This is a genomic window from Streptomyces sp. NPDC001068, from assembly GCF_042897315.1.
Classification (GTDB): domain Bacteria; phylum Actinomycetota; class Actinomycetes; order Streptomycetales; family Streptomycetaceae; genus Streptomyces.
Window position 1 is genome coordinate 137,740 of the sequence record NZ_JBIAYD010000009.1, and the last position, 26,145, is coordinate 163,884.

Genomic DNA, 26,145 nt, shown 5'->3' on the forward strand with positions numbered 1-26,145 from the left:
ACAGTCAGTCAGATTTATTCGCGCGAACCCTTCCCACTTGCCGCGCCCTTTGCTCTGATGACCGGCGAACCGACAAGTGCGCCTTTCTTCGCCATGGTCGCCGGGGTCAGGAGGAGCGGTGGAGTACAACCTTGCCGATCTGTTCGAGTCGGTCGTCGACGTGGCCGCGGACCGCGAGGCACTCGTGTACATCGACCACCCCGGCACGGGTGCGGAACGCCGCCTGACCTACGCGGAGCTGGACGCGGCCGCCAACCGCATCGGCCACCACCTGGCCGACAGCGGGATCCTCCCGGGCGAGCACCTCGGGCTCCATCTCTACAACGGGGTCGAGTACCTCCAGACGGTGCTCGGCTGCCTCAAGGCGCGGATCGTCCCCGTCAACGTGAACTACCGCTATGTCGAGGACGAGTTGGCGTACCTCTATCAGGACGCCGACCTGGTGGCGCTGGTCTTCGACGCGGAGTTCGACGAGCGGGTGGCGGCGGCGCTGCCGCGGGCGCCGAGACTGAGGCACCTGGTACGGGTGGGTGCGCCGGGGGCGGGCCCGAAGGCCGTGCCCTTCACGGAGGCCGAGGCGGCCGGGTCGCCCGGGCGGGGCTTCGCGGCGCGCTCGGCGGACGACCAGTTCATCATCTACACCGGCGGCACCACCGGCATGCCCAAGGGGGTGATGTGGCGTCAGGAGGACCTGTTCTTCGCCGGGCTGGGCGGTGGTGCGCCGACCGGTGAGCCGGTGCGGCGGCCCGAGGAGCTGGCGGAGCGGGTCGCGGCGGGCGGCACCGGGATCACGTTCTTCCCCACTCCCCCGCTGATGCACGGCACGTCGACGCTCACCACCTTCATCGGCTTCAACTTCGGGCAGCGGGTGGTGATCCACCGCAAGTTCGTGCCCGAGGAGGTGCTGCGCACCGTCGAGAAGGAGAAGGTGACGAGCATGTCGCTGGTCGGCGACGCGATGCTGCGGCCGCTGATCGACGCGCTGAGGGGGCCGCTCAAGGGCACCGACTGCTCCTCCATGTTCAGCGTCTCCTCCTCCGGCGCGGTCCTCTCCGAGACCGTACGCCGGCAGTTCGGCGAACTCGTCCCGAACTGCATGCTGCTGAACAACTTCGGATCCTCCGAGTCGGGCTTCAACGGCACCGCGACCGACGACTCCGGGGCCGGCAGCCGGTTCCGGGTGCGGGTGAACTCCCGTACGCAGGTGGTCGATCCGGCCACCCACGAGCCGGTCGCGCCCGGCGAGACCGGCCGGGTGGCGCAGTGCGGTCACGTCCCGCTCGGCTACTACAACGACCCGCGCAAGACGGCCGAGACCTTCTTCGAGAAGGACGGCCGGCGCTGGGTGCTCCTCGGCGACATGGGCACGGTGGACGAGGACGGTGTCGTCACGGTGCTCGGCCGGGGCTCGCAGTGCATCAACACCGGGGGCGAGAAGGTGTATCCGGAAGAGGTCGAGCAGGCGCTGAAGTCCCATCCGGACGTGTACGACGCGCTGGTGGCCGGGGTGCCGGACGCCCAGTGGGGCAACCACGTGGCGGCCGTGGTGCAGTTGCGCGAGGGCGCCGGACGGCCCTCCCTCACGGACATCCAGACCCACTGCCGCGCCCAGCTGGCCGGCTACAAGATTCCCCGCCAGCTGGTGATCGCCGAGGCCATCCAGCGGTCCCCGAGCGGCAAGGCGGACTACCGGTGGGCGCGGGCGGTGGCGGTGGCCGCCGACCGCTAAGGGCTGTCCCGTAATCCCCGGCGGGCGCACGACGACAGCTACGGCACCTCGCAGCGTTGTCGGGGTCGCCCGAATACGCCCGGTATGAGGACGACCCTCCGCCTTGCGATGCACCGCATCTGACGCCGTGCGCCGACCCACCGGCGATTACGGGACAGCCCTTAGGGCGTGTTCTCACGGTGCCGGACGGCGGGCCGGCGGGGGCTCGGGGGTTCCGGGGTTCAGGAAGCCGGCGGTCCGGCGGACGAACTCCTCCGGGTCGTCGAGCCACGGATAGTGGCCGGCGCCGGGCTGGACGGTGACCTCGGCGTTCGGGAAGGCCTCGGCGGCGCGCCGCACCAGTGCCGGGCCGGGTCCGCCGTCGAACTCGCCGGCGTACAGCAGGACGGGCGCGGTGAGAGCGCGCAGCGCGTTCCGGGTGGCCTCGGGCGCGAAGGCGCCGTCGGCGAAGTAGCGGTCGCCGGCCTCGTCGTTGGCCTGCTCCTCGGCTGCCGCGTCGTGGGCCCGGGCGGTGTCGTCCCAGCGGCCGTAGAAGAAGGGCATGAAGACCTCGTCGAAGTCTCCGGTGCCGTTCAGCCAGGCCTCGAACGGGGGGAACGCCGCGTCGAACCAGGGTTCGGCGGCCCGCAGCCGGGCGGCGGCCAGCCGTTCCCGAGGGGTGGTCCGCAGGCCGAGGGCCGAGGGGTTGCCGGTGATCAGCGCGAGCCGCCGTATCCGGTGCGGATGGGCCGCCGCGTACAGGGTCGCGAGGCTCCCGCCCGCCGAGTGCGCCAGTACGTCCATGTGCTCCAGCCCCATGTGGGCTCGCAACATCTCCACGTCGGCGACCTGTTGGTCGCAGCGGTACGACGCTGGGTCGGCGGGCACCTCGGAGTCACCGGTGCCCCGCAGGTCGAGCAGGAGCAGCCGGCGGTGGGCCGCCAGCCCGCCGAGGTCCCCGAGGTAGGCGCTGGCGCGCATGGGCCCGCCGGGCAGCACGACGAGGGGTTCGCCGTCGCCCCGGACGTGGTAGGCGAGGCGGGTCCCGTCCGGCGCGGTGAAGGTGGGCATGGCGACGATCCTGGGGGACGGCCGTGCGGTGGCGCAACGGAGTTCACCGGGCGGCGCACGGCGGCCGCGGAGCGGGCCGGTCAGGCGGACGCGTGCGGCTTGCTCACCCGGAAGGCGAACTGACCGCAGAACGTCAGCTTGCGCAGGTTCACCAGGGCCGTGTGCCGCCCGCTCCGGCGCCCCCAGGTGTCGATCTCCGTGTTGAGCGGCGACTCCTGCTGCCAGTAGCGGCCGTACTCCGCCTTCCGCGCCGAGTGGTAGGTGCGCATGATCAGGGTCACGCCGTCCAGCGAGGGCCGGATCTCCTCCAGGGCCAGGCCGGCCTCCTCCACCAGCACCCGGAAGCCGTACGGCGTGTAGTTCCACAGGCTGAAGGAGTGGTAGGGCTCGAACTGGGAGGTGCTGCCGATGAAGAGTCCGCCCGGACGCAGCACCCTGCCCACCTCGGCGAGCAGTTCCCGGGGCCGGGCCACGTGTTCGAAGACCTGGTGCGAGTAGACCAGCGGCACCGCGCCGGAGCGGAAGGGCATGTTGACGCCGTCGAAGTAGACCACGTGGTCGTCGCCGGGGGTGCGCTGCGCGGCCTCCGGCGAGTCACGGATGTCGAGCCCCACCCACCGCACGTCCGGGGCGTGCCGGCGGAAGAGGTCGGCCGAGGTGCCGCGCCCGCATCCGAGGTCGACCACCCGGTCCGGAGCCCGCGGCGAGCTCATGGCCTCGTCGAGGTAGTAGCGGGAGGTGACCTGGCGGGCGTGGTCGTCAGGGATGCAGTCGTGCATGAGGTCCCACAGGGTCGACATGCGCCCACGCTACGGAGGCGGCGTTCCCCGGGCCACGTCCGGGCCGGGGTTCGGCGGCGCCGTCATCCCTTGGGGCGAACGGGGCGGCGCGGACGGCCGCGTGGGGCGTCCGATGCCGGACAGGTCGCGGACGGTCACGCTGTTGCGGTCGGTGACCGTCCTGCCGAGCGCGTGGTACGGCCACAGGCCCCCGGCCTGCCGCCGGCTGCGCTCGGTCCATTCCAGGGCCTCGCTGTGGCGGGCCCGGAAGAAGTTGAGGGCGTATCCACCGGAGTGGATCCGCAGCAGGAAGAACCCGCCGGGGTATTCCTTGGCGGCGCCGACTTCCTGGAGGGTCACCTGGGGTGCGTCGGCCACATGGGTGCGCTTGTTGCGGTGGGTGTGGCCGGCATGGTGAAGGAACACACCCGGGGCGTCGGCATAGGCCCGCAGGAGCGCCCGGGCCTGCCGTCGGCCGAGGCGCTGCCCGGGGCTCACGGGGAAGAGGGCGTCCTTCACGGTGAGGGGATGGTGTCCGAAGACCACGGTCGGCTGGTCCCGGTGGGCCCGCAGCCGGCGGCGCAGCCAGGACAGCTGCTCGGCGCCGAGAGCGCCCGCGTCGCCGCCGTTGCCGTGTTTGTCGTAGGTGTCGAGCCCGATGATCCGCAGCCCGCCCGCGTCGTGCTCGAACCAGCCCGGTCCGTCCGGCGCGCCGAAGGCGTGGTGGAAGGTGTCGTCCTGGCGCGCGGGCCTGTCGTGGTTGCCGCGGACCACGAGGTAGTCGCGCCGGTGGGTGCCGAAGCGGTCCAGGATCCCTCGGGCCTTCGCCAGGTCGCGCGGTCCGCCCCCGGCGGAGATGTCACCGGCGGCCAGCAGCAGGTCGGCCCCGCGGTGGCGGGCCTCGTCCACCACGGCGCGGCTCATCAGCTCCGGGTAGGCGGTGCGTCCGGCCCGCTGGGCCACGCCGCGCAGGAACGGCACGCCGGCCACCAGACCGGCGACGGTCTCGCCGATGTGCAGGTCGTTGCAGAGGGCGAGGGAGAGCAGGTGGCGGCCGGGCGGGGGCTGCGGGGTGGTGAAGGAGTAGGGGCCGCCGGGCGAGCCGAGGCCGTACCGGGAGGTGCCCGCCGCGTTGCCGCGCATCAGGTGCAGCGCGGTGGGCGTGGCGGGCACGCCTCGGGAGCGGGCCTGGTAGTAGTACGTCTGGCCCGGCTCCAGGCCGGTGAGTTCGACGTGGTGGTGGGCGGTCGGGCGGTCCTCGCCGGCGGCCCGGTCGAGGCGGGCGGGATGGGTGCCGTAGACGACCTCGCCCTCCGTGACGGCGGGCAGCATGCGGCCGGTGCCGTCGTCGGTGCCGGGCTGGGCGGTGTGCCAGGTGATGACGGCGCGGTCCTCGGTGAGGGTGACCAGTTCCAGGTGGACGGCGGCCGGGGAGCGGGGGTGCCGGGGTGCGGGGGCGGTGGCGGACCTGAGCAGGGCGGGGGCGAGCAGGAGACCGGAGCGGAGCATCTCGCGGGGGCCGGGGATGCCCGCGAGTGCGCCGAGGGGGACGGGGAGGCAGCAGCGCATGTCTGCTATGTGCGCACCACCGGTGAACGGCGGAGGTGGTACCGGAGGCCGCGCGAGGTAGGGAACCGGACGTCTTGGATCCTCACGACGCGTCTCCGTGGCGTCGGCGCAGCTCGCGCTTGAGGATCTTCCCGCTGGCGTTGCGGGGCAGCGCGTCCACGAACAGCACCCGCTTGGGTGCCTTGAAGGCGGGGATCTTCTCCTTCACGTGGGCGATCAGCTCGGCCTCGCCGACCTCGCCCCGGGCCACGACGACGGCCGTCACCGCCTCGATCCACCGCTCGTCGGGCAGACCGATCACGGCGGCCTCGGCGACGGCCTCGTGGGTGTGGAGCGCGTCCTCGACCTGCCGGGAGGCGACCAGGACGCCGCCGGAGTTGATGACGTCCTTCACCCGGTCGACGATGGTGAAGAAGCCGTGGGCGTCGCGTACCGCGAGGTCTCCGGAGTGGAACCAGCCGTCCCGGAATGCCTCCTGGGTCTCCTCGGGCTTCTCCCAGTACCCCTCGCACAACTGCGGTGACCGGTAGACGATTTCACCGGGGGTGCCGTCGGGCACGTCCCGGCCGTCCTCGTCGACCACCCGGGCCTCCACGAACAGCACGGTCCGGCCGCAGGAGTCCAGCCGCCCCTTGTGCTCCTCGGGCGCCAGCACGGTCGCCAGCGGTCCGATCTCGCTCTGCCCGAAGCAGTTGAACAGGGCCAGGTCCGGCAGCCGTTCGCGCAGCCGTTCCAGGACCGGCACCGGCATGACCGACGCCCCGTAGTAGGCCTTGCGCAGTCCGCCCAGGTCGCGGGAGGCGAAGTCGGGCCGGTTGGAGAGTCCGATCCACACGGTGGGCGGTGCGAAGAGGCTGTCCACGCGCCCGGTCTCGATCAGGTCGAGGAGGGTGTCGCCGTCCGGGCCGTCCAGGACGATGTTGGTAGCGCCGACCGCCAGGTAGGGCAGCAGGAACACGTGCATCTGGGCGGAGTGGTAGAGCGGCAGCGCGTGCGCGGGCCGGTCCCCGGCGCTCAGGTCGAGGGCGGCGATCGCGCTCAGGTACTCGTGTACCAGTGCCCGGTGGGTCATCATCGCGCCCTTGGGCAGCGCCGTGGTCCCCGAGGTGTAGAGCAGCTGCACGAGGTCCTCGGTCCGCGGTTCGGGGCCGTCGTAGGCCGGCGCGTCCGCGAGCCGGGCCAGGAGCGAGCCGTCGGCGTCCCGCAGCGGCAGCACCCGTGCCCCGGCCGGGAGCCGGCCGGCGAGTGCGGGGTCGGCGAGCACCAAGGCGCTGCCCGACTGGCCGACGACGTAGGCCAGTTCGTCACCGGTCAGGTTCTGGTTGACCGGTACGTGCACGAGGCCGGCCCGGGCGCAGGCGAGGAACGTGATCAGGTAGGCGTCCGAGTTGTGCCCGTAGGTGCCGACCCGGTCGCCGCGGACCAGACCCTGGCCGAGCAGGACGCTCGCCGCCCGGGAGACCGCGTCGTCGAGTTCCTGGTAGGTCCACCGGCGCTCGCCGTACTCCAGCGCCACCCGCGCGGGGGTGCGCCGGGCGCTGCGGCGCAGCACCCCGTCGACCGTGCTGCCCTGTCCGTGCGTCATGACTCATGATCCTCGGTCCGTGGCCGGGAGAGGTCAAGCGCCAGGGCACCGCACCCGCGCGTACCCGGCTCGACCGCTTCGACCCGAATCTCATTGGTTTCCCCGGGCATCAACTGTCGTGCGGAGCGGGTGGAATTCTGCTTCGGCGTGCTCCCGTGCGCCCCTTTGGCGAAGGGTTTCGGGGAACCCGAAGGCATGGAACCTGGGCAGGACTTGTCCCGGGCGTTCAACCCGAGCCAGGTTCACTCAATTTCCCGAGAAGCACCGGGCAGGAGGCTTCCATGGACCGCGCCGCGCCTGAAGCGAAACACACATGGACGGCAGGTACTGCTCCCGGCATATTCCCTCTCCTCGGCCACGGTATCGCTTTCTACCGACGGCCGCTGGCGTTTCTGAATTCGCTGCCCGCGCACGGCGATCTGGTCGAGATACGGCTGGGTCCCCAGCGTGCCTGGATGGCGTGCCGTCCGGAGCTGACCCACGAGGTGCTCATGGATCCGGAGACCTTCGACAAGGGGGGCCCGCTGTACGACCGGCTCGGGAAGCTGATGGGCGACGGTCTCGTCACCTGCCGGCGGCCGGCCCACCGGGACAAGCGCCGGCTGCTGCAACCCGCCTTCCGTCCCTCCCGTGCCGCCGCCTGGACGGACCTCGTCACCGAGGAGGCCGAAGCGGTGTGCGAGGACTGGCGACCGGGCGCGAGTGTGCCGGTCACCGCGGCGATGACGACCCTCACCACCCGTGTGATCAGCCGGGTCCTGCTCTCCGACTCCCTGGACGACCGCACGACCGCCGAGGTGCGGGACTGTCTCGCCGAAGTCGTCCGCGGCCTGTTCCTGCGCACGGTCGTCCCGGTCGACGTCCTCTTCCGCCTGCCCACACCCGCCAACCGCCGCTACCGGCACGCCCTTTCCCGGCTGCACGCGATCATCGACACGGCGATCGCGGGACGCCGGCACGGCGCCGGCCACGACGACGTGCTCGGCACGCTGCTGGTGGCCGCCCGCGACGGCCGCGGCGCGACGGCCGTCACCGACCAGGACATCCACGACCATCTGATCACGCTGCTGCTCACCGGTGCCGAGACCTCGGCGCTGGCGCTGGCCGCCGCCTTCGGCCTGCTGGCCCGCAACCCGGAGGCCGAGCGTCTGCTGCACGCCGAGGTCGACGCCGTCCTCCCGGACGGCCGCCGCCCCGGCCCCGACGACCTGCCGCGGCTCGTGCACACCCGGTGCGTCGTGTCGGAGACACTGCGCCACTCCTCGCCCGGCTGGCTCTTCACCCGCGTCACCACCCGGGAGACGGAACTCGCCGGGCTACGGCTCCCTGAGGGAGCCACCGTGCTCTACAGCCCCTACCTCCTGCACCACGACCCGGCGTGGTTCCCGGACCCCGAGCGCTTCGACCCGGGCCGCTGGCTGCCGGGACGGACCACCGCCGCACAGCGCCGCGCGACGGTGCCGTTCTCCGCGGGCAGCCGCAAGTGCCTCGGCGACGAGTTCGCCATGGTGGAGATCACCCTGGCGCTCGCCACCATCGCCGGCCGCCGGCGCCTTCGCCACCTGCCGGGTGCCGCAGAACGGGCACCGCGCCCGGCGATCACCCTGGGCCCGCGCCACCTCGTCATGACGTGCGAGTCCCGCTCCCGCGGGCCGTCGGTCGCGCAGCCCCGGACCGCGGCCGCCCCCGACGTCCCGGACTACCGAACGGCAGGTGATCACGTTGTCGGCAACCCATGAGGACCGCACGGCCGCTGTACTGGAGGACGCCCCGGCCGCCAACCTCCGGGATCTGATCGACTCCCGCCTCCACATGCCCTTCCCCTTCCGGCGCAATCCCCACGAGGCCGAGGCCGCCGCAGGTGTCGACGCCTGGCTGGACCGGTGGGGCCTGAGCGCCGAACCCGGGGTGGCGGCGATGATCGCCCGCACCCGGCCCGCCGAGCTCGCGTCCCGCAACAGCCCCACCATGGACGCCGCGCTGCTGCGGATCGTGGCCGTCCAGATCGCCTACCAGTTCGTCTTCGACGACCGTGCCGAGGAGGTCGGCGGGAGCTCACCGGGCGGGCTGGTGCCGATGCTGTGCGAGAGCGTCGCGGTCCTGCGCGACGACCGGCCGCCCGGCACCCTCCTCGGCGCGGCCCTGGCCGACCTGTACCGGCAGGTCCGGGAGCGGTGCACCCCGGGTCAGGCCGCGCGGTGGGCCTCCAGGAGCCGTGAGTACGTGCACGGCCTCCTGTACGAGGCGGTGGCGCAGGCCCAGCCCCGCCTCCTGCGGGCGGGCGACTGCGCCTCGGTACGGTCGCTGACCGCGGGCGTCGAGCCGTTCCACCCGCTGTGCGAGGCCGCCCAGCCGCACGAGCTCTCCCCCGCCGAACTCCACCACCCCGTGGTGCGGCGGCTGGGCAGGCTGTCGGCCGACGCGGCCGTGTGGATACCCGACCTGTTCTCCGCGGTGAAGGAGCAGCGGTCGGGCGGGATCATCAATCTGGCCCTGGCCCATCAGCGCGAACACCGGTGCTCGCTGCAGGCCGCGGTCGTCCGGGCGATCCGGCAGATCAACGCCGCCATCGAGGAGTTCCAGCGGCTGTACGGCGAGGTCGAACCGGAGCTGAGCCCCGCGGGCGTCGGATACGTGGACGGCATGGCCGGCTGGATCGGCGGCTGCTACCACTGGTCCCGCACCGTGCCCCGGTACGCGGACGTGGTGTCGGTGCCCGCCGTCGCGGACGGCACCTGACCCGCGCCGGCGACGGTACCGCCCGGACCCGGTCGCAGGGGTCCAATACCAGGAGATCGGAGATCATCCCGCACCCGCTTCATGATTCACCCTATGGTGCGCAATTCGGCCGGTCGTACCAGGTCTGGGCGTACGCTCGGCTGCCCTGGGCCGAACGACAGAAAGCAGTACGGCACATGGCGACGGAGCCGCGGCAACCGGTCACCGACCGGCGGACGTTGATCGAGCGCCAACGGGAACTCAGGGCTCTGGACGCGGCGTTCCAGGAGCTCAGGAACACCACGGACGGGGTGCCGCGCGCCAGGCGCAAGGGGCTGCTCGCGCTGACCGGCCGGGCCGGACTGGGCAAGACCGCACTCGTCACGGAGGCCCGGGACCGGGCCGCGGCAGCCGGTCTCACCGTGCTGTCGGGCCGGGGCGGCGAGTCGGAGCAGGGGTCGGCGTTCCGTGTCGTACGTCAGTTGATGCAGCCGTCGCTGGCGCGGATGGACGAAGCACAGCTGCACGCCTTCCTCGGCAGCTGGTACGACGTCGTCGCCGCCGTGCTCGGCCTGGAGGCGCGGGGGGCCGTTCCGGCGCCCGATCCGACCGGGGTCCGCGAGGGCCTCGACTGGGTCATGACGCGTCTGACGGTGCAGCGGGCGCCCGTCGTCCTGCTCCTGGACGACCTGCACTGGGCGGACACCGAGTCGCTGAGCTGGCTCGCCTCCTTCGCCGCCCGGGTCGAGGACCTGCCGCTGCTGATCGTCGTCGCCTACCGTCCCGACGAACTGCCGTCCGAGGCCGACGGGTTGCGTGCCCTGGTCGCGGACCACGGGGACCGCCCGCACGGCCTGGCCCCGCTCACCGCCGACGGGGTGGCGCAGATCGTCAGGGGCGAGATCGGGGCGGCGGCCGAGGACCGGTTCTGCAAGGAGTGCTGGTCGGCCACCGGCGGAAGCCCCTTCGAGGCGGTGGAACTGGCCATCCGGCTCGCCGAGCGGAGGCTGGGCGGAACCGAGTCCGACCTGACGGCGATGCGTGAACTCGCCGCGGCGGTCAAGGGGCCGGGGCTGATCGCGCGTCTGGAGCGCCTCGGCACGGCGACCGTGCGGTTCGCGCACACCGCGGCCGTGCTGGGCTCGCCCTTCGCGCCGCGGCTCGCCGCGACCGTCGCGGTCCTCGGGGATCAGGCCGCGGCCGAGGCGGTCCGCAAGCTGCGCGCGGCCCGGATCCTGGCGGAGGGCCACGGCCCCGAGGGCGAGCTGGAGTTCGTCCATCCGCTGATCGCCACGACGATCTACGAGTCCATCGGCACGGACTTCCGGGCCGGCCTGCACGACGCCGCCGCACAGGCGGTCCTGGCCGCCGGGTACGGGGCCGCCGGCGCGGCCCGCCATCTGCTGGAGGTCCCCTGCGAGGGAAGCGCCGAGACGGTCGAGTGTCTGCGCGAGGCCGCCCGCGCCTACCTTCGCGCCGGGGCCACCGAGGCGGCCGGCCGGCTGCTGGACCGGGCGCTGCGGGAACCGCCCCGCCCCCGCGACCGTGCCGCGATCCTGCACGAACTCGCCTGCGCCACCTTCCTGATCGAACCCACCGCCACGGTGCGGCATCTGCGGCAGGCGCTCGCGGAACCCGACGTCGACCCCGACCTGCACGCCTCCCTCGTCTTCCGGCTGACGCAGGCGCTGGCCCACACCGACCAGATGGCCGAGGCGGAACGCGTCGCCACCGAGGAGGCCGGGCGGGCCCCGAATCCGCGGGTCAGACTGCGGATGCAGGCCGACCGGTTCGTCTGGGGCATGTTCCGCGCCGACGACCGGGACTCACCCGCCCGCTCCCGGCGGCTGGCGCGGCTCGCCGAGCACCTGCCCGGCCGCCGTCTGGAGGAGCGCTACATCCTGGGCCTGCGGGCCTGGGACGCGGTCATGCGCGGCGAACCGCGCCGCACCGCCCTCGGCTACGCGGAGAAGGCGCTGGAGGGCGGCATGAGCTGGACCGACGAGAACCGGGGCTTCGAGGTGCCCGCCTCGGTCGCGCTGGTCTTCCTGTACGGCGACCGGCCGCGCCGGGCCGAGGAACTGTTCGACCGGGGGATCGCCGAGTGCGTGGCCAAGGGGTGGTGCGGCTCCCATCTGGCCCTCGGTCACACCCTGGCCGGCTACATCCGGTACCGGCGCGGCTGTCTGGCCGAGGCCGAGGACCTCGAACTGCGGGGGCTGCGGATCGCCGACCGGGTGGAAGGGGCCGTGCCCGCGCAGTGGTTCGCCGTCGGCATCCTGATCCAGACCCTGATCGCCCGTGGACGGGTCGCCGAGGCCCGTGCGCTCGCCGACCGGCACGGGTTCGGCGCGGCGCCCCCGAACGCCGTCATCTATCCCGACCCCCGCACCGTGTACGCGGAACTGCTGCTGGCGGAGGGACGGCACGCCGAGGCGGCGCCGCTGCTGCTCTCGGTCGGAGAGTGGCTGGACGGGCGGGCCTGGCGCAATCCCTCCTGGTGTCCCTGGCAGCTGCATCTGGCCGCCGCGCTCGCCCCCACCGCGCCGCGGGAGGCGGCCGGGCACGCCCGCGAAGCCGTCCGGCGGGCGCGGGAGTTCGGGGCCGCCTCCACCGTCGGCCAGGCCCTGCACGCCCTGGCCGAGGTGACCTGCGGGCCCGCCGCCCTCGATCTGTACGCGGAGGCCGTCGACCACCTGGAGCAGTCGCCGGCCGCCTACGAACTCGCCCGCGCCCAGGTCGGCCACGGAGCCGCGCTCGCGCGCAACGGCCGACTGCAGGAGGCCGCGGACCGGCTCTACCAGGGGCTGGAGGGAGCCGTCCACTGCGGCGCCGAGGCGCTCGCCGCCCGGGCCAGGGGCGAGCTGTCGGCGGCCGGGCTGCGGCCGCTGCCGTTGCGCTACGCGCAGGCCGAGACGCTGGACACCCAGGAGCTGCGGACCGCCGAACTGACCGCCCGGGGACAGCCGGTGGCGGTGGTGGCCAAGGAGCTGGGCCTCACCGAGCAGGGCGTGCGGCAACTGCTGTCCCGGGTCTACCGCAAGATCGGCACCGACGCCGCCGGCCTCGCCGGGTTCCTGGCGGACCGGACGGGCCGGCACCTGTGAGGCCGACGGCCGGGCGGCTCACACCTGGCGGGTGCGGCCCTCCCAGTACGGGTCCCGGAGGCGGCGCTTGTAGAGCTTGCCGTTGGGGTCGCGGGGCATCTCGGCGATGAAGTCGACGCTCCTCGGCCGCTTGTAGCCGGCGAGCCGTTCCGCGCAGTGGGCGAGGAGGGCGGCGGCGAGGCCGGGGCCCGGTTCGTGTCCCGGCGCGGGTTCGACGACGGCCTTGACCTCCTCGCCCCAGTCGTCGTGCGGGATGCCGAAGGCGGCGGCGTCGGCGACGGCGGGGTGGGACAGGAGAGCGGACTCGATCTCGGCTGGGTAGATGTTGACCCCGCCGGAGATGATCATGTCGATCTTGCGGTCGCGCAGGAAGAGGTAGCCGTCCTCGTCGAGGTAGCCGAGGTCGCCGACGGTGAAGAAGTCACCGATGCGGTTCTTCCGCGTCTTCGCCTCATCCTTGTGGTAGGAGAAGCCGCCGGTGTTCATCTTCATGTAGACGGTGCCGAGTTCACCGGGCGGCAGCCGGTCGCCGTCGTCGTCGAAGACCGCGAGTTCGCTGATCGGCCAGGCCTTGCCGACCGTGCCGGGCTTCTTGAGCCAGTCCTCGGCGGTCGCGAAGGCGCCGCCGCCCTCGCTGGCCGCGTAGTACTCCTCGACGCTCGGCCCCCACCAGTCGAGCATCGCCCGCTTGACGTGGTCCGGGCAGGGGGCGGCGCCGTGGATGGCGTGCCGCATCGAGGAGACGTCGTAGCGGGCGCGCACCTGTTCGGGGAGGGCGAGCAGGCGGTGGAACTGGGTGGGGACCATATGGGTGTGGGTGCAGTGGTGTGCGTCGATGAGGTGGAGCATCTCCTCCGGGGTCCACTTGTCCATGAGGACGAGGCGGTGGCCTATGTGCAGGGACGCGCCCGCGAACTGGAGGACCGCCGTGTGGTAGAGCGGCGAGCAGACCAGGTGCACGTTGCCGCCGAAGGGCTGGATGCCGAAGATGCCGAGGAAACCGCCGAGGTAGGCCGACTCGGGCAGCCGGCCGGGCAGCGGGCGGCGGATGCCGCGGGGGCGGCCGGTGGTGCCCGAGGTGTAGTTCATGACCCAGCCGAGTTCACGGTCGGCGGGGGCCGACCCGGGCTGTCCGGCGAGGAGTTCGGCGTACGGCCGGAAGCCCTCGACCGCGCCGACGGCGTACCGCCGGGCGGCCGGGAGCCCGGCCTCGTCGGCGGCCTGGCGGGCGGGGCCGGCGAAGCGTTCGTGGGCGAGCAGTACCTTGGCGCCGGAGTCGGAGACGATCCAGGCGATCTCCGGGCCGACGAAGTGGTGGTTGACGGGTACCAGGTAGAGGCCGGCCTGGCTGGCGGCCAGGTAGGCGGTGAGGAACTCGGGCCCGTTGGGCAGGACGGCCGCGAAGGCGTCGCCGCGCTCCAGGCCCGCGGCGCGCAGTCCGTGGACGAGCCGGTTGGCGTCCGCGTGCAGGCGGCCGGCGCTCCATTCCTCGCCGTCGGGGGCGACGAGCACGGTGCGGTCGGGGTCGGCGGCGGCCTGGGCCCAGAATCCGGCGGGGGGCGTGCTGGTCACGTGGCGCTCCTTCCGGCGATGCGGTTGATGCGGTCGACGGCCTTCTCGAAGCCGCGGGTGAGGTCGTCGAAGACGGCCCGCACGCTGCGTTCGTCGGTCATGCGGCCGACGATCTGGCCCACGGGGGTGCCCAGCAGGGACTCGACCTCGTGTTTCTGGATGCGGGACACGGCCTCGGCGACCAGCAGGCCCTGCAGGGGCATGGGGAGGGCGCCGGGGCCGTTCGGGTCGTCCCAGGCGTCCGTCCACTCGGTGCGCAGCTGACGTGCCGGTTTCCCGGTCAGGGCGCGGGAGCGGACCGTGTCGCCGGAGCCGGCGGCGAGCAGCTTGCGGGTCACGGCCGGCGAGGAGAGATCGGCCTCGGTGACGGTCAGCCATATGGAGCCCAGCCACACACCCTGGGCGCCGAGACTCAGCGCGGCCGCCACCTGCCGGCCGCTGCCGATTCCGCCCGCGGCCAGTACGGGCAGCGGGGCGACGGCGTCGACGACCTCGGGGGTGAGCACCATGGTGGCAATCTCGCCGGTGTGGCCGCCGGCCTCGTAGCCCTGTGCCACGACCACGTCGATGCCGGCGTCCCGGTGCTTGACGGCGTGCCGGGCGCTGCCCGCGAGGGCGGCGACCAGGACGTCCTGGCCGTGGGCTCGGTCGACGACGTCGGCGGGCGGCGAGCCGAGGGCGTTGGCCAGCAGCCGGATCGGGTAGTCGAAGGCGACGTCGAGCTGGGTGCGGGCGACCTCCTCCATCCAGCCGGTGATCCGCCACCCGGACGCCTCGCCCTCGGCCAGCTCGGGCACCCCGTACTTGGCGAGGGTGTCCCGCACGAACCGGCGGTGTCCGTCCGGGATCATCGCCTCGACGTCGGCCTCGCTGACGCCTTCGACCTTCTTGGCGGGCATCACGACGTCCAGCCCGTACGGCTTCCCGTCGACGTGTGCCTCGATCCAGTCGAGGTCGCGTTTGAGGTCGTCGGGGGCGGTGTAGCGGACCGCGCCGAGCACCCCGAATCCGCCGGCCCGGCTGATGGCCGCGGCGACGGCGGGGAACGGCGTGAAGCCGAAGACGGCGTGCTCGACTCCCAGGGTCTTGCTCAGCTCCGTCTGCATGGGCGCAGGATGCCGCAGTCCACCGGCCGACGGAAGAGTTTTTCTGATGCTCCGTCAGATTATCGCTGCGCCGGCCCGCCCCGACCCGCTGCGCCGGCCGGTTCCCGTGCCGGCCGGCGGACCGGTCCTGGCACCCGGCGGTCAGTCCGCCTCCAGCACCGCCATCGCCGCGTTGTGCCCGGGCACCCCGCTCACCCCGCCGCCGCGCACCGCGCCCGCCCCGCACAGCAGGACGTTGGCGTGCCGGGTCTCCACGCCCCAGCGACCGGTGCCGTCCTGGGCGTAGGGCCAGGACAGGTCGCGGTGGAAGATGTTGCCGCCGGGCAGCCGCAGGTCGCGTTCGAGGTCCAGGGGGGTCTTCGCCTCGATGCAGGGGCGCCCGTCCGCGTCCAGGGCGAGGCAGTCCACCAGCGGCTCGGCGAGATGGGCGTCCAGCTGGGCGACGGTGGACCGCAGCAGTTCCGCGCGCGCGGCGTCGTTGTCGTCGGCGAAGAGGCGGGCCGGCGTGTGCAGACCGAAGAGGGTGAGCGTCTGGTACCCGCGCTCCGCCAGCTCCCGGCCCAGGATGCTGGGGTCGGTCAGCGAGTGGCAGTAGATCTCCGAAGGCGGTGCGGCCGGAAGCCGGCCGGCCGCGGCGTCGGCGTGGGCGGCGGCCAGCTGCTCGTAACCCTCGGCGATGTGGAAGGTGCCGGAGAACGCCTCACGCGGGTCGACGGCGGTGTCGCGCAGCCGGGGCAGCCGCTTCAGCAGCATGTTCACCTTGAGCTGGGCGCCCTCGGCCGGCTCCGGGGCCGGGTCGCCGGTGAGGGCGGCGAGCTCCTGCGGGGCGGCGTTGACCAGGACGTGCCGCGCGCCGACGACACCCTCGCCGTCGGCGGTGCGGTAGGCGACCTCGGCGGCCCGGCCGTCCGTCTCGATCCGTACCGCCTCGTGTCCGGTGGCCAGGACCGCGCCCGCCGCGCGGGCGGCCGCGGCCAGCGCGTCGGTGAGCGCGCCCATGCCGCCGACCGGCACGTCCCAGGCGCCGGTGCCGCCGCCGATGACGTGGTAGAGGAAGCAGCGGTTCTGCCGCAGCGAGGGGTCGTGCGCGTCGGCGAACGTGCCGATCAGCGCGTCCGTGAGGACGACCCCGCGGACCAGGTCGTCGCTGAAGTCCTGCTCGATGGCGACGCCGATCGGCTCCTCGAACAGGGCCCGCCAGGCGGCCTCGTCGTCGATCCGGCGGCGCAGCTCCTCGCGCGCGGGCAGCGGGTCGGTGAGCGTCGGGAAGACACGTTCGGCGACCTTGCCGGTCATCGCGTAGAACCGCTGCCAGGCCTGGTACTCCTCCTTGCCCCCGGTCAGCCGTTCGAACGCCTCGCGGATACGCCGCTCACCGCCGCCGACCAGCAGTCCGGTGGAGCGTCCGTCCCGCTCCACGGGCGTGTACGACGAGACGGTCCGGCCGCGGACCCGGAAGTTCAGTCCCAGGTCGCGGACGATCTTCCGGGGCAGCAGGCTGACCAGGTAGGAGTAGCGCGACAGCCGCGCGTCGACGCCGGCGAAGGGGCGGGTGGAGACGGCGGCGCCCCCGGTGCGGGCCAGCCGCTCCAGCACCAGTACGGTGCGCCCGGCCCGGGCCAGGTAGGCCGCCGCGACCAGGCCGTTGTGGCCGCCGCCGACGATGACGACGTCGTAGGTCCGGGATGCTTCCGTGGCAGGGGGCATGGTTCTTCGTAACACATGATGATCTAGCTGGGTAAGAGGCGTGCCGGTTCGCTCCGCTGGGGGAGGCCGGTTTCGACACGCAGGGACTCGGACCGCGTAACCGTACGGGCGGTATGTGGTGGGTCCCGCCCACATGGTGCGGCCGCACATCGACACAGCCCCGCGCTCCCCGCGGGGGCGTTCGGCGTCACGGCAGTCCGCCCGACGCCCGCTGCTGGCGCCGTACCGCCACCCGCCGGTACAGCGCCACCGCCTCCGCGCCCCGCCCCAACTGCTCGAGACAGTGCGCCTCGTCGTTGCGGCTGGCGAGGGTGTCCGGGTGGTCCGGGCCGAGGACGCGCTCCCGGGCGACGGCCACCCGCCGGTACTCGGTCAGCGCCTCCGCCCAGCGGCCGAGCCAGCCCAGGCCGACCGCCACCTCGCGGCGGCTGACCAGTGAGTCCGGATGGTCGGGGCCGAGGACCCGGTCGCGCAGGGCGCACACGTCCCGGGACTCCGCGAGGGCCTCCTCCCAGCGGGCGAGGCGGCCGAGGTTCACGCCGTGGCCGTGGCGGGCGCGCAGGGTCTCGGGGTGGTCGGGGCCCTGGACGCGGGTGCGGTCGTCGATCAGGGCGCGGTAGAGGGCGAGCGCGTCGGCGCTGCGGCCCAGGCGGCCGAGGCTGATGCCCACCTCGTAGCGCGCGGCGAGAGTGTCGGGATGGTCCGGACCGAGGGTCCCGGAGCGTGCCTCGGCGACCTCGCGATAGGTCTCCAGCGCCTCCTCCCAGCGCCCCAACTGACCGAGTGCGTAACCGACTTCGTAACGGGTCACCAGGGTGTCGGGGTGTCGCGGGCCGAGGACGCGGGCGCGGGCGCCGGCCACGTCGTGCGCCATGCGGTACGAGTCCTCCAGCCGGCCCAGCCTGCTCAGGTTGTAGGCGAGGTTGTGCCGGCAGCGCAGGGTGTCGGGGTGGTCCGGGCCCATCAGCCGCTGCCGGACGGCGAGTACGGCCGTATAGGTCTGGTGGGCTTCGAAGTGCCGGCCCAACTGGCCGAGGACGTAGGCCGTTTCCTGACGGGCGGCCAGGGTGTCGGGGTGGTCGGCGCCGAGCCGGCCCTCCCGGGCGCGGGTGACCTCGGTGTACGCGTGCAGGGCGTCGGCGGCGCGGCCGGTGCGGCTCAGGGCGAAGGCGATCTCGTACCGGCTGGCCAGGGTGTCGGGGTGGTCGGCGCCGAGGAGGCGGGCGCGCTCGGCGGCGACGCCGCGGTGCACCTCGCCCGCCTCGGCCCAGCGTCCCAGCCGCCCGAGGCCGAGGCCGGTGTGGTGCCGGCCGGCCAGCGCGGTGAGGGCCGTCAGGTCGGGGGCGGTCTCGGCGAGCAGCGGGCCGGCGCTCCCGGCGGCCGGGCTGGTCGTCCACTCCCCCGTGAGCCCGGCCGCCGGATCGGGCGGGGCGGCGCGCAGGCCGGTGCCGGCCGCCTTGCGGCCGGTGGTCATGCCCCGGGTCCAGGACGGCAGCCGGGGCTCCCGGAACACCGTTTCCGCGGGCCGCAGTCGAGGCCGCGCGGTGACGACGGTGGGGACGTACGGGGGTGTCGTGCGCCCTGCGGTGATCCGGTGCCCCAGTTCCCGCGCGTCGTAGGGCCTTTGCTCGGGGCGTTTGGCCAGCAGGTCCAGGACCACGTTCTCGAACCAGCCGGGCAGGTCGGCGCGGTGGCGGCGGGGCGGCGCGGGCGGGGTGTCGCGGTGGCCGATGAGGATCGCCCACGCGTCGGCGAGGTCGAACGGCGGTGCCCCGGTGGCGATCTCGTACAGCACGCAGCCCAGGGAGTACAGGTCGCTGCGCTGGTCGACCTCGGTGCCGCCGATCTGCTCCGGTGACATGTAGTGCGGGGTGCCCATGGCGACGCCGGTGCCGGTCAGCCGGGAGGTGAGGCCGATGTCGTGGCCGAGGCGGGCGATGCCGAAGTCGCACAGCTTCACCGTGCCGTCGGTGAGCCGCATGATGTTGGCGGGCTTCAGGTCCCGGTGCACGACGCCCTGTTGATGGGTGTAGGCCAGGGCCGCGGCGACCTGCTCGGCGATGTCCACGACGTCGCCGACGGGCAGCGGATGGTGCTTGTTGTCCTCCAGGAGCTGGCTCAGGTTGCGGCCGTCCAGCAGTTCCATCACGAGGTAGAGGACGCCCTCGTGCTCGCCGAAGTCGTGGACGACGGTCACCCCGCGGTGGGACAGGCCCGCGGCGACGCGCGCCTCGCGGCGGAACCGTTCCCGCAGAACGCGGGTGAACGCCTGGTCGTGGTGCGGGCTCGCCGGTCTGAGGCACTTCACGGCCACCTGCCGGCCGAGGGACTCGTCACGGGCCCGCCACACCTCGCCCATCCCGCCCCGCCCGATCAGGTCGAGAAGCCGGTACCGTTCCTGGACCAGCCTGCTGTCAGCCATCGCGCGCCGTCGCCCCCCGTCGCCACCGCACCGCCCGCCCCGGGGACGCGGTCAGGAGCGGCCGCGCCGAGCCGGCCCGTTCCGTGACACTCCCCTTGGTCGTCCAGTATGGCGGTCTAATGCCCGAATTTGTACGGTGCGGGGCGCACGCCGGGGCCGAGCCCCGCCATGGTGCGCGGTCCGTGTTTGGACGGAAGTGGCCGACGCGGACGTGCGGGAACACGGCGCGGTGTGGTGCGGGCGACGCGCGGTGCCCGGGGCACGACAGCCGCTCCGGGGCCGGCCGGTCGTAGACCTCGTGGGCGTACGGCGGCAGACGGGCGTACGCCGGACGGACCACGCGCCGCCGTGGCACCTCGTGCGCGGGCGACGACGGCCGCACACCCGCCGGCCGCGTCACCGGCCTGCCGGGGCGACACACCTAGCGCCGGACGCGCGGCATCCCCAGTCCGATCCACGAGATGATCTCCCGCTGGATCTCGTTGTTGCCGCCGCCGAAGGTGAAGATGACCGCCGAGCGGTAGCCGCGTTCCAGGTCGCCGTGGAGGACCGCGCCGGCCGAGCCCTCCTTCAGCGGGCCCGCCGCGCCGGCGATCTCCATCAGCCAGGCGTAGGCGTCACGGCGGGCCTCGGAGCCGTAGACCTTGACGGCGGAGGCGTCCTGCGGGGTGAGGGTGCCCTCCTGTACGGCGGTCACCATCTGCCAGTTCATCAGTTTCATGGCGTCCAGGCGGGTGTGGGTGCGGGCCAGGTTGCGCCGCACCCAGGGCAGGTCGACGACGCGGCGGCCGTCGGCGAGCTTGGTCTCCATGGCCCAGCGCTGCACGTCGTGCAGGGCGCGGATCGCCATGGTGCCGTGGGCGGCGAGGGTGACGCGTTCGTGGTTGAGCTGGTTGGTGATCAGCCGCCAGCCCTGGTTCTCCTCGCCGACCCGGCGGGAGACGGGGACGCGGACGTTCTCGTAGTAGCTGGCGGTGGTGTCGTGGGAGGCGAGGGTGTTGATGACGGTGCAGGAGTAGCCGGGGTCGGCGGTCGGCACCAGGAGCATGCTGATGCCCTTGTGCGGCGGGGCCGCCGGGTCGGTGCGGGTGGCCAGCCAGACCCAGTCCGCGGTGTCGCCGTTGGTCGTCCAGATCTTCTGCCCGTCGACGACGTACTCGTCGCCGTCCCGGACCGCCCGGGTCTTCAGGGCGGCCAGGTCGGTGCCCGCGTCGGGCTCGCTGTAGCCGATGGCGAAGTCGATCTCGCCGGAGAGGATGCGCGGCAGGAAGTACGCCTTCTGCTCGTCCGTGCCGTACCTCATGATCGTCGGGCCGACGGTGTTCAGTGCCATCAGCGGGAGCGGTACGCCCGCCTGGGCGGCCTCGTCGAAGAAGATGAACTGTTCCATCGCGGTCAGGCCACGGCCGCCGTACTCCTTCGGCCAGCCGACGCCGAGCCAGCCGTCCGTGCCGAGCCGGCGGACCGTCTCCCGGTAGAAGCGTTTCTGCGCGGCCGGGTCGGCGTAGCGGGCGTAGGCGTTGTCCGGCACCAGGCCGGCGAAGTAGGCGCGCAGTTCGGTGCGCAGCCGCTGCTGCTCGGGCGTGTGGTCGAGGTGCACGGCGCCTCCAGGCTCCCCACGGGCGGTCCTGACGGCGCACACCGTAGAACGTGTTCCAGAAATTGGGAATGGCGACGCGGGTCCGGCATGACGCGGTCCGCTCCGGCCGGACGGCCGGGTACCCCGCGTTCGAACGGGGCCGGGCCGACACCGACGCCGGGCCCGGACGTCCGCCGGCGGGTCCGGACGCGCTCGGTGACGGGTCCGGACGTGTTCGGCGGAGGGTTCGGACGCGCTCACCGGCGGGGTCGGACGCATTCGCCGACGGGTTCGTACACCTCCGTCGGCCGGTCCCGGACGCGTTCGCCGACGGGTTCGGACGCGTTCGGCGACAGGTCCGCGAGTGGGGCTCCGCGCGGCGCGGCGGCACGGGGGTGCGGGAGTGTCGCCCGGGCCGCCCACGTGCCGGCCGGGTCGGGCGAGGGCGAGCCTCGTGGGAGCGGCTGCGCTCATCGCCGAACCGGGGTCACGGAAGCGGCCAGATCGGCGATCAGCGTGCCGCCGGCCTCCCCGCCCGGCGCGCGGCGGATGTCCTCGCGGACCTCGGCCAGACGCTGTCGGCGGTCGTCGTCCGCGAGCAGTTCCTCGATGGTGTCCACCAGGGTGTCGGGATCGAAGCCGTAGGTGTCCACCCGGACGCCGAACCCGAGATCGGCGACCCGCTGCGCGTTGTCGTAGTGGTCCCGGAACAGTGGCAGGACGATCATGGGCAGGCCCGCGGCGACGCCTTCGCCCAGGGTATTGCTGCCGCCGTGGGTGATGAGGAGGTCGCAGTCGGGCAGCACACCCGGCTGCGGCAGGAACGGCTCCCCGTACATGTTCGGGCCGAGGGTGACCTCGTGGTGGCAGGGACCCATGGAGACGACCGTGCGGTGTCCGGTGCGGGCCACCACGTCCACCACGTGCTGGAGCAGCCGGGTGTCCAGCGAGCCGAGGGAGCCGAGGGACAGGTAGACGACGGGGCCGGTGCCGGGCAGGTGGTCGGCCACCCTGAACCTGCGTTCGCCGGTACGGACCACGGTGTCGAGACGGTGCCAGCGCCGGGTGAACTCCGCCGGACGCGGGTAGTCCAGGGCGCTCGGGTAGGTGTAGAGGTTGAGCCAGGGCGAGTCGTGGGAGAACCGCAGGGGTTCCAGGGGCGGGGCGCCCTGCGCGGTGCAGTAGGCGTCGAACTCGGCGTGCAGGCCGGCGTGCAGGGCCGCGTACTCGGCACGGAAGGCGTCCCAGCCGCTGCGGTCGCGCACCGGGTAGCCGGAGAAGGCGGGCGGCAGCCCGGGGTCGGCCAGCTCCAGCGGGTTCGCCGACACCGACCGCACCCAGGGTGTGCCGGACGCGGCGACCGAGGGGACCGCGCCGACGTCGTCCACCACGATCAGGTCGGGCCGGACCTCTTCGATGATCGCGCGCAGCCGGGGATGGGCGTACTGCGCGGCCCGCGCCAGTTCCGCCCAGCGCGGACGGACCACGGTACGGAGCTGTTCCAGGGTGGTGCCGCGGAAGTGCGCGGCGTTGGCCCGCACCCAGGACGCCCACGTCGCCGGGCCGGCCGCGGCGGGGCCGGCGGGCGGCGGCACGGTGTCGTACACCTCCTCGTCGAAGCCGTGCGCGGCGGCGACCCCGCGGAAGCCGCCGTCCATCGCGAACACGGGCCGGTGGCCCCGGCCGCGGACCACCTCGGCCATCGCCCGCAGCGAGTTGTAGGGCCCCCAGGCGGCGGCGCCGGGGACGAAGAGGATCCGGGCGTCGTCAGCCATTGGGCGCCGGCCGTCCTGGCGGCGGGAGCCGGTGGCCGGTGGCCGTCCGGGGCCCGGACGGCTCCGGTGCGTGCGGGGGCGGTTCTCCGGCGTGCGCGGTCGTCGCCGTGTCGCCGTCGAACCCGTCGCGGTGCGCTCTCATCGGCTGCCTCTCGGTCCGGGCTCCGGTGCCCGGAAGCGTGCCGCGGCCCTGGGGGTGATACCGGTCGACACCGTAGGTGCGTCCTACGGGGACACCGCCAGATCCCCGAACGAAGACCTGTCGGCGGTCGCTGCCGTACTCCTGGCCCGGCGTCCCGCGCGACCCGGACACCTCCTGGGGTGCGGGCGGGGGTGCGGACACCCGCCGGGGAGTGCGGGCGGGCGTGGGCGTGGCACCGGCGGGGCCGCGAACCGCCCCTGGCGCCGGGCGGGTTCGGGCGTCACGGCACCTGCGGCGTGCACTCCGCACGGTCACCGTAGGGCCGCGCCGCGAGGACGGGCCCAGATCCCCGAACGGGGACCTGTCGGCCGGCGGGCCGGTTCCCTACGTTGTGTGCGGTGCCGACGACTGCGGACGGGCTACGGCGCGGAAGGCGGGGCGGCCGCGACCTCGCGCCGGGACCGTACCTGCAACTTGGTGAGGATGTGGGAGACATGGGTCTCCACGGTGCGCCGCGACAGCAGCAGCCGGGTCGCGATGTCGGGGTTGGACAGGCCCTCGGCGACCAGGTCGGCGACGCGCCGTTCGGTGGCGGTCAGCGCCTCCCGGCCGAAGGCCGGACGCACGTGCGCGGCCCTGCTTCCGGCCCGCACGCCCCAGGGGCGCAGCCGGGCCGCGGCCCGGCGGGCGTCCGAGTCGGCGCCCAGTTCGGCGCAGACCGCGAGGGCCTCGCCGAACGCGGCGCGCGCCGCGTCGAGGTCCCCGGCCCCGGCCCGGACCACGGCCAGGTCCTCCAGGGCATTGGCCAGATCGGGCTGCCGGTCGGCGGTGCGGTGGTAGCCGACGGCGGTGAGCAGCGGGGCCGGGTCCTGGTCGAGCAGCCCGGAGCACCAGTCGGCGGCGGCCCGGGACCGCGGCCGGGGCCGGCGGTCCGCGGCCCGGCGGGCTGCGTCGGCGGCCGCCGCCGCGGTCGGCCGGTCGTCGGCGGCCAGTGCCAGCCGTACCAGGGCCGGCAGCCACTCCGGATGGTTGCCGACGTCGTGTGCGTAGGTGTCGGCCATCAGCTCCGCGAGCACCTCGACGGCCTCCGGGAGCCGGCCCGCCCGCTCGGCGACCAGGCCGCGGGCCAGCAGCAGGTGTCCGGCGGCGACGGGTCCCTGACCCGGGTGCCGGCCGCCGCCCGGGGCGTCGAGCAGCGCGGCCGCTTCCTGCCACTGTCCGCGGCGGGCGCCGATCAGCGCTCTCAGGCCCCTGCGGGCCAGCCGCCACAGCGGTGGGAGGTCGGTGACCTCGTCCAGTACGGCCAGCGCGTCGTCCCAGCGTCCGTGCTCGTAGTAGCGCTCGGCTCCCTGCACGAGGGTCATGGACAGCCGGGTGGCCCCGACCCGTTCGGCGAGGGTACGGGCCTGGGTCAGCGCCTCCTCGGCCTCCTGGAGGCGGTCGACGCCGTCCAGGTCGGTGACCCGCTTGCCGAGCAGGATGAGCCGCAGGTCGACGAGGTCGGGATCGTTGCCGACCTCGGCCAGCGCCTCGTCGTTCAGGGCCAGTGCGCCGGCCTGGTCACCGTGCCAGCTGCGGATCACGGAGGCGGCGTGCAGGGCGTAGCCGACGGCGGTCGGGTCGCCGAGCTTCCGGCCCGCGTCCAGCGCCTCGGTCATGGCCGGCCCGGCCCGGTCGATCTGGCCGAGCAGGTGGCGGGCCAGTGCCACCAGGGCCAGCAGCCGGGCCCGCCAGACCGGGCCGACACGCGGGTCGTCGGTGGCGGCACGCCAGTTGTCGACCACCGCCTCGTAGCGGCCGGTGCGCATCCCGATGGTGCTCAGCAGCCATCTGACCCGGCCGAGCAGTTCGGGGTCGGACGTCTGCCGCAGCGCGGTGCGGGCCAGTTCCTCGGCGCGGTCCAGCGGGCCCATGCGGAAGTAGAGCGCGGCCAGTCGCACGGTGAGGACGGGCAGCCTCGGATCGTCCAAGGCCGCCTGGCGCACGGCGTGTTCGAGGAGTTCGGCGGCGGCGACCGGGGCGCGTACGACCAGGCGCTCCGCGTTGTCCGCGAGCCATGCCCACTCCTGGTCCTCGGCCGTGTCCAGGACCGGGAGGATCAACTCGGCCACCCGCTCGACGGGGGCGCCCGAGGCCATCAGTTCCTGGGCCGCGCGCCGCAGGAACACCGTCCGCAGGGCGGGCGGTATGGCCTCGTGGAGCACCTCCTTCAGCAGGCCGTGTCTGAACCGCAGGCGGGAACCGGCCGACTCCAGCACGGCCGCGCCGAGCGCCTCCTCCGCCACGGCGAGCAGCGAGCCCGGGCCGAGCCCCACCGCCGCCGCCAGGTCCCGCACCGAGAACTCGGGCCCGAGCAGCGAGGCGGCGCGCAGCGCCTCCTGGGTGTCGGTGGAGAGCCCGGCGAGCCGGTCCGCGATGACGTCCCGCAACTCGGTGAGCTGCTGCACGTCGCGGCCCGCGGCCGTCAGCTCCACCCGGCCGTCCGCGGCGCTGAGGGCGCCGACGCGGGCCAGGGCGTCCAGCAGTTCCCGCACGTAGAGCGGGTTGCCCGCCGCGGAGCGCAGCCGTTCGGTGAGCACGGGTCCGGGTTCGCCGCGCGCCAGCAGCGTGGCCAGCTCGGTGACGCGTTCCTCGGGCAGCCGGTCCAGGGAGAGCAACTGCCCGCCCCGCGAACGCAGGTCACGGCGCAGCGGTTCCAACTCCGTACGGCCAGGCGCCGGGCGGCAGGTGCCGACGACCAGCAGCGGCAGCTGGACCGAGGCCCGGCACAGGCGGCGCCACATGAGCAGGCTCGCCTCGTCGGCCCAGTGCAGGTCCTCCACGGCCAGTACCAGGGGGCCGGTCGAGCACAACCGATCGACCAGGACGAGAAGTTGCTCGGTCGCGGCCACCACCGGGTCCCCGGCGAGCAGGCGCATCGTCCAGCCCGTCGCCTGCTGGGGCTGCTCCAGGGCGAGTGCGGCCTCCGCGCGACGCGGGTCGGGCGAACCGGCCTCGACCCCGAGGAGCCGGCTCATCACCGAGAGCGGCAGTCTCCCGCCGAGTTCGTCGCACTGGCCGGTGGAGACCTCGCAGTCGGCCGCGCGAGCTTTGGCCAGGGCGTGCGCAAGCAAAGTCGACTTGCCGATACCCGGCTCGCCCTCGATCAGCACGCTCCCGCCGCGCCCCGCGGCGACATCGGAGACCAGCTGGTCCAAGGTGGCCCGCTCCGCTTCCCTGCCGATCACCGGGTGCAGTTGTTGCCCGAGCATGCGCATGACTGTAGAGGCTCTCCGTGAGGTCCCACTCCGTTTCAGATGACGCCT

General features: G+C 73.8%; 15 protein-coding genes. 4 read left to right on the forward strand and 11 right to left on the reverse strand.

What is annotated here, in order from left to right:
• The first annotated feature begins 118 nt into the window (after window positions 1–118).
• Window positions 119–1,729, forward strand: a complete 1,611-nt coding sequence (locus ACFY3I_RS25325) for an acyl-CoA synthetase (RefSeq protein ID WP_390862884.1) — start codon at window positions 119–121, stop codon at window positions 1,727–1,729.
• A 174-nt stretch (window positions 1,730–1,903) separates the two neighbouring features.
• On the opposite strand, the gene ACFY3I_RS25330 is transcribed toward ACFY3I_RS25325, so the two are convergent.
• The 4 genes from ACFY3I_RS25330 to ACFY3I_RS25345 form a co-directional block, all read right to left on the reverse strand.
• The gene (locus ACFY3I_RS25330; RefSeq protein WP_390862886.1) at window positions 1,904–2,779 is read right to left on the reverse strand and encodes an alpha/beta fold hydrolase; all 876 of its coding nucleotides are present in this window, start codon (window positions 2,777–2,779) and stop codon (window positions 1,904–1,906) included.
• A gap of 80 nt (window positions 2,780–2,859) precedes the next feature.
• Window positions 2,860–3,579 (reverse strand): class I SAM-dependent methyltransferase, encoded by a 720-nt coding sequence (locus ACFY3I_RS25335; RefSeq protein WP_390862888.1) that lies wholly within the window; start codon window positions 3,577–3,579, stop codon window positions 2,860–2,862.
• A gap of 9 nt (window positions 3,580–3,588) precedes the next feature.
• Complete coding sequence (locus ACFY3I_RS25340) at window positions 3,589–5,127, reverse strand: metallophosphoesterase (protein ID WP_390862890.1); 1,539 nt, start codon at window positions 5,125–5,127, stop codon at window positions 3,589–3,591.
• A gap of 82 nt (window positions 5,128–5,209) precedes the next feature.
• A complete protein-coding gene (locus ACFY3I_RS25345; protein ID WP_390862892.1) occupies window positions 5,210–6,712 on the reverse strand; it encodes an acyl-CoA synthetase in 1,503 nt (500 codons plus the stop codon).
• 281 nt (window positions 6,713–6,993) lie between these two features.
• Between ACFY3I_RS25345 and ACFY3I_RS25350 the strand changes: the two genes are divergently transcribed.
• From ACFY3I_RS25350 to ACFY3I_RS25360, 3 genes are all read left to right on the forward strand, one after another.
• On the forward strand, window positions 6,994–8,451 hold the full coding sequence (locus ACFY3I_RS25350) for a cytochrome P450 (protein WP_390862894.1): 1,458 nt from the start codon (window positions 6,994–6,996) through the stop codon (window positions 8,449–8,451).
• The gene (locus tag ACFY3I_RS25355) at window positions 8,435–9,451 is read left to right on the forward strand and encodes a (-)-alpha-amorphene synthase (protein WP_390862896.1); all 1,017 of its coding nucleotides are present in this window, start codon (window positions 8,435–8,437) and stop codon (window positions 9,449–9,451) included. Before ACFY3I_RS25350 ends, ACFY3I_RS25355 begins: the two co-directional genes overlap by 17 nt.
• Before the next feature lie 176 nt (window positions 9,452–9,627).
• Entirely contained in the window at window positions 9,628–12,537 is a 2,910-nt protein-coding gene (locus tag ACFY3I_RS25360; protein ID WP_390862897.1) for an ATP-binding protein, read from the forward strand.
• Window positions 12,538–12,555: 18 nt separating this feature from the next.
• On the opposite strand, the gene ACFY3I_RS25365 is transcribed toward ACFY3I_RS25360, so the two are convergent.
• From ACFY3I_RS25365 to ACFY3I_RS25395, 7 genes are all read right to left on the reverse strand, one after another.
• The gene (locus ACFY3I_RS25365) at window positions 12,556–14,109 is read right to left on the reverse strand and encodes an acyl-CoA synthetase (protein ID WP_390862899.1); all 1,554 of its coding nucleotides are present in this window, start codon (window positions 14,107–14,109) and stop codon (window positions 12,556–12,558) included.
• On the reverse strand, window positions 14,106–15,215 hold the full coding sequence (locus ACFY3I_RS25370; protein ID WP_390862901.1) for an NAD(P)H-dependent flavin oxidoreductase: 1,110 nt from the start codon (window positions 15,213–15,215) through the stop codon (window positions 14,106–14,108). Before ACFY3I_RS25370 ends, ACFY3I_RS25365 begins: the two co-directional genes overlap by 4 nt.
• Before the next feature lie 141 nt (window positions 15,216–15,356).
• Complete coding sequence (locus ACFY3I_RS25375) at window positions 15,357–16,922, reverse strand: phytoene desaturase family protein (protein WP_390862903.1); 1,566 nt, start codon at window positions 16,920–16,922, stop codon at window positions 15,357–15,359.
• Between the two features lie 187 nt (window positions 16,923–17,109).
• Complete coding sequence (locus ACFY3I_RS25380) at window positions 17,110–19,344, reverse strand: tetratricopeptide repeat protein (RefSeq protein WP_390862905.1); 2,235 nt, start codon at window positions 19,342–19,344, stop codon at window positions 17,110–17,112.
• 421 nt (window positions 19,345–19,765) lie between these two features.
• Window positions 19,766–20,944, reverse strand: coding sequence for an acyl-CoA dehydrogenase family protein (locus ACFY3I_RS25385; protein WP_390862908.1), 1,179 nt, complete (start codon window positions 20,942–20,944; stop codon window positions 19,766–19,768).
• 449 nt (window positions 20,945–21,393) lie between these two features.
• Entirely contained in the window at window positions 21,394–22,698 is a 1,305-nt protein-coding gene (locus tag ACFY3I_RS25390; protein ID WP_390862910.1) for a nucleotide disphospho-sugar-binding domain-containing protein, read from the reverse strand.
• A gap of 561 nt (window positions 22,699–23,259) precedes the next feature.
• Complete coding sequence (locus tag ACFY3I_RS25395; RefSeq protein WP_390862912.1) at window positions 23,260–26,091, reverse strand: ATP-binding protein; 2,832 nt, start codon at window positions 26,089–26,091, stop codon at window positions 23,260–23,262.
• Between the last annotated feature and the right edge of the window lie 54 nt (window positions 26,092–26,145).